This is a genomic window from Nocardia sp. NPDC058705 (assembly GCF_042749305.1).
Lineage (GTDB): Bacteria > Actinomycetota > Actinomycetes > Mycobacteriales > Mycobacteriaceae > Nocardia.
The window spans coordinates 123,367-131,593 of sequence record NZ_JBHYRN010000010.1 but is presented as its reverse complement, the minus strand read 5'-3'; the positions used below and the strand labels follow the sequence as shown (position 1 = coordinate 131,593).

The following is an 8,227-nucleotide window of genomic DNA, read 5'->3' as shown; positions in this document are numbered from 1 at the left end:
ACCCATACCGGGTAGCGGCGCCGTTCTTGCCCCGACCACCGGGCAGCTGAACCACCGCAAGATTCGGCCGCCGACGACGTGCCGTCCCGCCGGGACGTCCCCAGCTAAGCCTCAGTCGGCGTATCCGACAACAACCGCCGCACGATCGCGTGAGCCGCCTCCACGCGGGCCGAATCACCAGTCTGATAGGCGATATTGGCCGCACTCACGATTGCGTCGAGTTCGAATACCAACAGGTCAGCCTCGGAATCGGCGAGTTCGCCCATCGCTTGCGCCTTGCGGACCTCCCCCGCGAGGAAGGTCAGCCAGCCGTCGTGGTCGGCAACGACGGCGTCGCGCACGGGGCCCGGCTTGCTGCTGAATTCGGTGAGGGTAGCGACCCGGAAGCAACCGCCGGGGAAGGGCGGATTCTCGATATGGGCGAACCAGCCGTCGACCATCGCGCGAACCCGGGTGCCGCCGCGTGGAACGCGCAGGCCGGGGGCGATCACTCGTTCGATGAAGATATCGCGGCCCGCTTGGACGGCGGCGAGCTGCAGGGCCTCCTTCGTACCGAACAGGGTGGCGATGCCGCTCTTGCTGATACCGAGGTCGGTGGCGAGTCGGCCGATACTCAGACCGTCGAGACCTTCGACGGAGGCGAGTTCGGCGGCGCGACGGGCGATGGTGGCGCGGGCACGGGCACCCTTGGCCAACCGTTGGTCGCTCGGTTCCGTCAGCTGGGTCATGTGAATCATTGTTCCACCTCCGGGTTGCCAAGGCGAACGATCGGTCGTACTTTAATTTACGAACGATCGTACGTTCTTATTTCTGCTCCCGAAGGAACCTCGCATGACCGATGTGTCAGCTCGGCCCGAAGATCCACTCAGCACAGCCGACTCCGGCGCCGCGGGTCGCACCCTCGCGGTGGCCGCGGGCGCGGCATTCATCGCCTTCCTCGACCTCTCCGTCGTCAATATCGCGTTCCCGACGATCGCCGAGAGCTATCCCGGCACCGCCACCGGCACCCTGACCTGGATCGTCAGCGGCTACGCCATCGCGTTCGCGGCCCTGCTCACCCCGGCCGGGCGCATCGCCGACGCCTGGGGACGTCGTCGTCTGTTCGCCGTGGCGCTGGCCGGATTCGCCGTCACCTCACTGCTGTGCGGGCTCGCACCCAGCGCGGACTGGCTCATCGCGGGACGTGTCCTGCAGGGCATCGCGGCGGCGTTCATGGTGCCCGCGGCGCTCGGTTTGGTGCTGGCGGCCACACCACGGGCAAAAATCGGTGCCGCCGTCGGCGCCTGGTCCGCGGCCGGCGGGTTCGCGGCGGTGGTCGGCCCGGCGCTGGGCGGGGCGCTGGTCGAGGCGTTCGGCTGGCGGGCGGTATTCCTGATCAATGTGCCGATCGCGGTGGCGCTGATCGTGCCGGGCCTGCGGCTGCCCGGCGGCGACAAGGCCACCGGTGACACCGCACTACCCGATCCGCTCGGCACGCTGGCTGTCGCGATCGGCCTCGGGGCGATCGTCGCCGCCGTCACCGAAGGTCAGTCCTGGGGTTGGACCGCGCCCGGCACGCTCGTCGCGTTGTTCGGCGGCATCGCGCTGACGGTGTTCGCGCTGGTTCGCTCGCGACGGCACGCCAACCCGGCGGTCGCGGTCTCGCTGTGGCGTGAACGGCAATTCGCGCTCGCGAACGCAGGGTCTTTCCTGTTCGGTGCGTCGATGTTCGCGTGGCTGCTGGCCGGGCCGCTGTTCCTGAACGCGATCTGGGACTACTCCGTGCTCGAGTCGGCGGCGGCGTTGACCGTCGGCGCGGTGGCGTCGATGGTGACCGCCGTTGTCGCCGGCCGGATCACGACACCGAACGGGCAACGGTGGGTGGGCGTGCTCGGTGGACTGATGTCGACCGCGGCCCTGGTTTGGATGAGTACCGATGCCTTCGGTCCCGAACCCGCACTGTGGACCGCGTGGGTTCCCGCCGGCGTGCTCGGCGGTGGCGGGATCGGCATCATCGTCACCGTCCTCGGCACCGCGGCGGCGAGTTCTGTTCCACCGCAACAGTTCGCGGCGGGCATCGGCATGAACCTCACCGCCCGACAGGTGGGTGGCGCACTCGGCATCGCCGTGCTGGCGGCGCTGTTCTCCGCGATCTCCGACGACCCGCTGCGCGCCTTTCACACCCTGTTCGCCGTATGCGCGGTGATCAATATCGCCGTCACCCTGCTGCTCGCACTGCCCACCCCGGCCCGCTCGACCGACTGAATCAGGAGTTCGACATGTCGTCCAGCACACCACTGTCCGTGGCCTTCCCGACGGAAGCCGACGATCCGCTGGTACTGCCACCGGAGCAGATCACCGCACTGCTCACCGGGGCACCGTGGCGGCGTTTCGCCGTGCTCGGTGATTCCATCGCCGCGGGCACCGGCGATCCGAGTCCCGGCTACGCCCCGACCGGCTGGGCCGACCGCGTCGCGACGAGCCTGCGCTCGGTGAATCCCACACTCTCCTACCGCAATACGGGCCGGATCGGCGCGACCAGCGCGCAGGTGATCGACCGGCAGCTCGCCGAAATCCTGGAATTCGAACCGGATCTCGTGCACGTCAGCTGCGGTGGCAACGACCTGTTCACGGCGGGCGGTGATATCGATCGACTCCACGCGAATCTGTCGACCATCCTCACCGCCCTGACCGCCACCGGAGCACAGCTGTCGATTTTCACGATGGCCGACGTGTGGTCCGTCGAACGGATGGCGCCGATGCGGGCCATGCGACCGCGGATGATCGAACTCAACGAGGTGCTGCGGGCGGTCGCCACCGAGTTCGATGCGGCACTCACCGAGCTCTGGGACCACCCGCTGCAGTCGCGACGCGAGTTGATGAGCACGGACCTCATCCACTTCACCACGAGCGGACAGGCGGTGCTGGCCGGCGAGGTGATCCGGACGCTGGCCGCGCTGATCGACAGGTCGTAGTGGACGCGGGGCGGTCGAAGGGGGATCGCCCCGCACTCACCTGTTATTACGCACCAGGACGGTGCCGAGTGCTACCAATTCGGATCTGACCTCGGCGGGGCCGACGACCTCGACGTCAGCGCCCCAGCCCGCCAGTTGCCTGGCGAGCATCCTCGCGGTGTCGGCGGTGATCTGTGCGTGCACCCGGCCGTCCGGGGACGGGCCGAGCAGGGTGCAGTTGCGGCCCTGTTGGCCGGCCAGGATGGGGGCCAGTTGCGGGGAGACCAGGACCGTTGCGGCGATGGCGGCGCGGCGGCCCTCCATCTGCTCGACGATCTGCGACCACTCGGCGTGGAGGTCGAAATCTGTTGGTCTGGCGAATGTTTCATTCAGGGTTTCGATATCTACGATGCGGTCGAGGCGGAAGGTTCGCTGGCCTCGGTCGGTTCCCGCGATGAGATACCAGACCGTTTCCTTTTCGACCAGGCCCCATGGATCGATCGTGCGAACGGTGCGGGCACCCTTGCTCGAATAGTCGATGCGGACGCGGCGGCGATCCACTACCGCTTGCTGGACTGCCTCGAGTACCGCGGGTGCTTGTGGGTCCGGGCGGCCCCAGCGGGCCGGATCGACGACGACGGCGTCAGCCGCGGCGGTTGCGTCCGCGCGGAAGGTGTGCGGCAGGGCCCGAACCAGTTTGCGGAGCGCGGATTTCAGTTCGGGGGCGGCCTGGGCGGCGGGGCCCGCGAGTAGGAACAGCGCCCTGGTTTCCCCTGCGGTGAGGCCGGAGAGGTCAGTGCGGGCGCCGCCGATCAGCGACCATCCGCCGCCACGACCCGACTGTGGGTAGACCGGGATGCCCGCGGCCGACAATGCCTCCAGGTCACGGCGGGCCGTCGCCACCGACACCTCGAGTTCGGCGGCGACCTGGGCGGCGGTCACGCGCCCGCGCGCCTGCATCAACAACAGGGTGGCTACCAATCTGTCCGCTCGCATACTCGGTGATTCTGCCGAACAAAGTGCTCATTCGGTGAGCACTTTGGCTGGCATCGTTGTTCTCGACAGCACCCAACACGAACTTCAGGAGCCGACATGCTGCGCGGAATGGCCACCACCACCTACTACGCCGACGATCTGACCGCCGCCAAGGACTGGTACAGCGAATTTCTCGGCATCGCACCGTATTACGAGGTGCCGGGCGGCTACTACGAGTTCCGGGTCGGTCCGATGCAGGCCGAGCTGGGGATCATCAACCGCGCCTATGCCCCGGCGGGTGCGCGCAATGCGCCTGGTGGGGGCGGGGTGGTGTTCTGGCAGGTCGAGGATCTGGCGGCGACGTTCGCCCGGTTGCTCGAGCTGGGCGCCACGGAGTACGAGCCGATCACCGAACGCGGGGAGGGTGCGGGTTTCACGACGGCGGCGGTGCTGGATCCGTTCGGCAATGTGCTCGGGATCATGTCGAACCCGCATTTCGTGGCGATGACGGCGCGGGTATCGGCCTAGGCGTTCTGCGCGGTCCAGGGTGTCGGCACCGGCGAGGCGACGGTGAGCGGCGTTGGGGTCTAGGCGAACCAGCGTTCGAGGACGGTGGCGACGCCGTCCTCGCTGACATGGCCGGTCACCTCGTCGGCCAGTGCGAGGACGTCTTCGGGCGAGCCTGCCATGGCGACCGAATGTGCTGCCCAGCGCAACATTTCGCGGTCGTTGAAGCCGTCGCCGATGGCCAGGGTCGACTCGGGTTCGACGCCGAGCAGGAGCCGGAGTTGTTCCAGCGCCCAGCCTTTGGAGACGCCGCGGCGGGAGACGGTGAGCCAGGGGCCGTACTCGCCGTGCACCCAGGAGGCATCGGGGACATCGAAAGTTTCGAGCAGACGCAGCATTTCCTCAGCACTGCCAGCGGGCCACCAGCCATTGAGGCGCGGGGTGGGCAGGCTGCTCAGCATCCGATGGTCGACGAGCCGGAAGTCGCCGATCGAGTACTCCCCCGGCCCGTGCCCGGTCGCCCAGATCCCGACGCCGACCTGTTCCGCGGCGAAGACCATCTCCGGGAACAGCGCGCGCAGGGCGAGCACGGCCGGTCCCGGATCGAACGACTGGATCGCGACCGGTTCGCCGCGCGCCACATCGACGTGCACGGCACCGTTGGAACACAACGCGTGCCCCTCCGACAGCCCGAGCTCGCGCAACACCGGGCGCGTGGTGAGCACCGTGCGCCCGGTGGTCACGACCACGTGCGCCCCCGCCGACACGGCCGCCTTCACCGCCGCACCTACCCGTGCGCTGATTCCGACCCCGGTCGACAGCAGGGTCCCGTCCACATCCAGCGCAATCAGTTTCGGCGCGCCCCCAACTAAAGCCACCGCCCCATTCTGCCCGCTCCCACCGACACCCACCTCGATTTCCCCGTGCGACGTCGCCGAACAGGGCTGCTCAACAGCAGCATTCGGATCCCTCAGCTACTACGCACGGACGTCGTCCAGACGGAACGCACAGCACTCGGCACTGATCAGCACCGAGTGTTGGTGGCATTGCGCACTTACCTGCCGATCCGACGGCGGCGGGACCTGCGACAGCTTCCTCAGCGACGGCTGTCGACAGCGGGTTGGCATGGACACTCGGATAGTGTGACGAAACATATTGGCAGCTGCCATGTTTCGCGATACGGGGGGTCGTCGTTCTGGTCGGTCAACGCACTGCCGCCTGCGGGCCTTCCACTGCGGAGCCGATGTCGCGGTTGCGGCCGAACCGCCTCGCCCCGCCCGCATGCGCGGCGACGCTGGGTGAGCCTGGTGCCCGACCTGCGACAGCATTTGCCCGCGGCCTCGTCCGGTCGCGGCGAAAGCCGCCTTGCCACCGTCGCCGGTCCCCCGCAGATGCGACGGCGCCTGGTGAGGATGGCGATCGGTCAGCGACCGGTTCCACCACCGCCGCCACCGCTTCCGCCGCTACCGCCGCTGCCACCGCTACCGCCGCTGGCGGAGCCGCCCGATGACCCGCCTGAGGAGCCGCCGCTGTCCGATCCTCCGGAGGACGTGCCGCCGCCGGACGTCGCGCCGCCGGAGGAGGTGCCGCCCGATGACGTACCACCACCTGAGGTACCACCGCTCGATGCACCACCACCGGAGCCACCACTGGACGTACCGCCGCCCGATGTCCCCCCGCCCGATGCACCGCCATCGCTGCCGCCGCTCGATGCACCCCCGCCTGACGCACCGCCGTCACTACCACCGCCTGACGCACCCCCGCCCGACGCACCACCGTCACTACCGCCGCTCGATGCACCACCATCAGAGTCACCACCGCCGGAAGTGCCGCCACCAGTAGCTCCGCCGGATGTGTCCGTGCCGCCGGTCGAACCTCCGGTGGCACCGCCGCTCGTGCCACCGGTCGGTGTCCCACCCGAGGTGCCGCCCGACCCACCGGTCGACGTACTCGTATCGGAAGGCGTTGTACCCGTGGTGGTTCCACCTGTCGGAGCCGATCCTCCGATGTCGATCGAGATGCCACCGGTACTCGGCGCCGACGTACCGTCGGTCGGCGCCGTGCCGGGTGCGGGAGCGGTATCGGGCGTGGGAGCAGTACCCGCGGCGGGCAGAGTGCCTGGCGCGGTGGCGCCGGGCGAGGTGGGAGTGCCCGGCGCTTCGGGGGTTCCGGGAACCGGGCCGGGGGCCGAGATCGGGCCGCCGCTCGGGAGTTCGGGGGCGCCGGGGTTGGTCGGCGTGTTCTGGGGTTGGCCGACCTGTAGGTCGAAGGGTAAGGGGTTGATGAAGCGGGCCGGGTCGCCGTAGTCGGTGCGGGCGAGGACCGGGGACTTGCAGTCGTTGCGAACGTCTTGATGGCCGGGGCCACCGCGGTCGGCACCGGCACCGGCGTAACCGCCGACGCGAGATTTGGGGCCGGGAGTGCTCGCCGGAGCGATGAAGTTCTCGTAGGCACTGCGGGCCGCGGCCACGCCTGCCACCTGGATGCGGCCGGTGATGGGGTCCACATCGGCGATCAGGCCCGCGTTCCTGGCGGCGAGCAGGTCGGCGCTCATGTCGTAGAGGAGTGCGTCGACGGGGGCGCCGAGGGCGGGGAAACGGTCGAGGACCGGCATCAGACCGGGGTCGAAGGGACTGCCGAAGACCGTCATCGCCGACATGGCGAGTGCGGAAACCACGGCCGCGCTGGAGAACACCGCGACGTGCGGCACCGTGCCACCGCTCTGCTGCTCGGGCGCGAACGTGCGCGCGGCAAGTCCGGCCGCACCGGCGGCGATCACCTGACCGGGGTCGGCGACGGTGACGAGCGGAACGCCGAGTTCGGCGAGGGTACGGGCCACTTCGGGCGGACGCGAGGCACCGCCGACGACGAGGATGCGCGACAGGTCGGCCAGCCGCAGGCCCGCCGCGGCCACACTCTTGCTGACCAGGGGGAAGGTGTCGCGGATGTGCTCGGCGCGCAACGCGTCGATGTTCACCATGGAGGTGAGGGTCTGGGTCGCGCGGCCCTGACCCGGCTCGCCCGCGTACCGGGCGACCATCTCGCCGAGCGGCTTGCCACCGAAATCGCTGGACCGCGTGGGGGTTCCGATCATCGGGTGGTGCGGCCAGTCGGGGCCGACGCGCAGCACGGTCAGGTCGAGGCTGGTGGCGCCGAGGTCGTAGACGAGCACGAAGCCCGATTCCAGTGGGCCGCTGTCGATCTCCAACCATTCCGCGGCGGCGACCGGCTCGGGTACCAGCAGCACCTCGCCTGCGCCCGCGAGGTGCAGGGCCTGGCCGAGGAGCGAGACCTGTTTGTCGGAATAGACCGCGGGATAGGTCAACACGATCCCGGCCGGTGGTTCGGCCAATTCGATCAGACCGGTGACCACCGCGGCGATCAGGTTGGTCGCCGAATAGAACCGTCCACCCATCACCATCGGTTCCGTTTCGCGGGTGAGGTCCGCGAAATCCGTGATCGCCGAGGCGAACTCGTTGATGGCGCCGATGCGGGGCCTGCCCGCGTCGTCGAATGTCAGTGCGGTGCGCCGTGTGCGCACCGTCGGCTTGGCCGGATCTTCGGCGACCACCGCCGAAATCGCATTGACCGCACCGATACTCAAGCCCAGACCTCTGGTCATGTTTTTGCTATCCCGTCAACGCACCGTGACCACGTCCAGCACGCGAGCGCACCATGTGGCCGCGGTCGTCTTCCAAACAGCTCGCCTAGATTAACTGGCACGTCCGCGAATTGCTGCCCGATTGATACGAAAAGCGCAACCACGCGTCACCACAAGACCATTCGCGCAGGTGACATGGTTGAAGGTTAAA

At 68.7% G+C, this 8,227-nt stretch carries 7 protein-coding genes; 3 read left to right on the top strand and 4 right to left on the bottom strand.

What is annotated here, in order from left to right; all coding sequences use genetic code 11:
• Positions 1-104: 104 nt before the first annotated feature.
• A complete protein-coding gene (locus ACFW6D_RS14935) occupies positions 105-728 on the bottom strand; it encodes a TetR/AcrR family transcriptional regulator (protein WP_379328394.1) in 624 nt (207 codons plus the stop codon).
• 103 nt (positions 729-831) lie between these two features.
• Here ACFW6D_RS14935 and ACFW6D_RS14930 point away from each other — a divergent pair, with 103 nt between their 5' ends.
• Together ACFW6D_RS14930 and ACFW6D_RS14925 are read left to right on the top strand one after the other, a co-directional pair.
• Complete coding sequence (locus tag ACFW6D_RS14930) at positions 832-2,244, top strand: MFS transporter (protein ID WP_379328392.1); 1,413 nt, start codon at positions 832-834, stop codon at positions 2,242-2,244.
• A gap of 14 nt (positions 2,245-2,258) precedes the next feature.
• Complete coding sequence (locus tag ACFW6D_RS14925) at positions 2,259-2,954, top strand: SGNH/GDSL hydrolase family protein (RefSeq protein WP_379328390.1); 696 nt, start codon at positions 2,259-2,261, stop codon at positions 2,952-2,954.
• 36 nt (positions 2,955-2,990) lie between these two features.
• On the opposite strand, the gene ACFW6D_RS14920 is transcribed toward ACFW6D_RS14925, so the two are convergent.
• On the bottom strand, positions 2,991-3,929 hold the full coding sequence (locus tag ACFW6D_RS14920; protein ID WP_379328388.1) for a helix-turn-helix transcriptional regulator: 939 nt from the start codon (positions 3,927-3,929) through the stop codon (positions 2,991-2,993).
• A gap of 96 nt (positions 3,930-4,025) precedes the next feature.
• Here ACFW6D_RS14920 and ACFW6D_RS14915 point away from each other — a divergent pair, with 96 nt between their 5' ends.
• Complete coding sequence (locus tag ACFW6D_RS14915; protein ID WP_379328386.1) at positions 4,026-4,436, top strand: VOC family protein; 411 nt, start codon at positions 4,026-4,028, stop codon at positions 4,434-4,436.
• A gap of 59 nt (positions 4,437-4,495) precedes the next feature.
• Here ACFW6D_RS14915 and ACFW6D_RS14910 read toward each other — a convergent pair whose 3' ends face one another.
• Together ACFW6D_RS14910 and ACFW6D_RS14905 are read right to left on the bottom strand one after the other, a co-directional pair.
• The gene (locus ACFW6D_RS14910; protein ID WP_379328384.1) at positions 4,496-5,293 is read right to left on the bottom strand and encodes an HAD family hydrolase; all 798 of its coding nucleotides are present in this window, start codon (positions 5,291-5,293) and stop codon (positions 4,496-4,498) included.
• Positions 5,294-5,838: 545 nt separating this feature from the next.
• Complete coding sequence (locus ACFW6D_RS14905) at positions 5,839-8,037, bottom strand: Hsp70 family protein (protein ID WP_379328382.1); 2,199 nt, start codon at positions 8,035-8,037, stop codon at positions 5,839-5,841.
• Positions 8,038-8,227: the final 190 nt, after the last annotated feature.

Excerpts from the sequence above, each read along its gene's own strand:
- ACFW6D_RS14935 (WP_379328394.1), bottom strand. The coding sequence starts at position 728 with ATGACCCAGCTGACGGAACCGAGCGACCAACGGTTGGCCAAGGGTGCC.
- ACFW6D_RS14930 (WP_379328392.1), top strand. The coding sequence starts at position 832 with ATGACCGATGTGTCAGCTCGGCCCGAAGATCCACTCAGCACAGCCGAC.
- ACFW6D_RS14925 (WP_379328390.1), top strand. The coding sequence starts at position 2,259 with ATGTCGTCCAGCACACCACTGTCCGTGGCCTTCCCGACGGAAGCCGAC.
- ACFW6D_RS14920 (WP_379328388.1), bottom strand. The coding sequence starts at position 3,929 with ATGCGAGCGGACAGATTGGTAGCCACCCTGTTGTTGATGCAGGCGCGC.
- ACFW6D_RS14915 (WP_379328386.1), top strand. The coding sequence starts at position 4,026 with ATGCTGCGCGGAATGGCCACCACCACCTACTACGCCGACGATCTGACC.
- ACFW6D_RS14905 (WP_379328382.1), bottom strand. The coding sequence starts at position 8,037 with ATGACCAGAGGTCTGGGCTTGAGTATCGGTGCGGTCAATGCGATTTCG.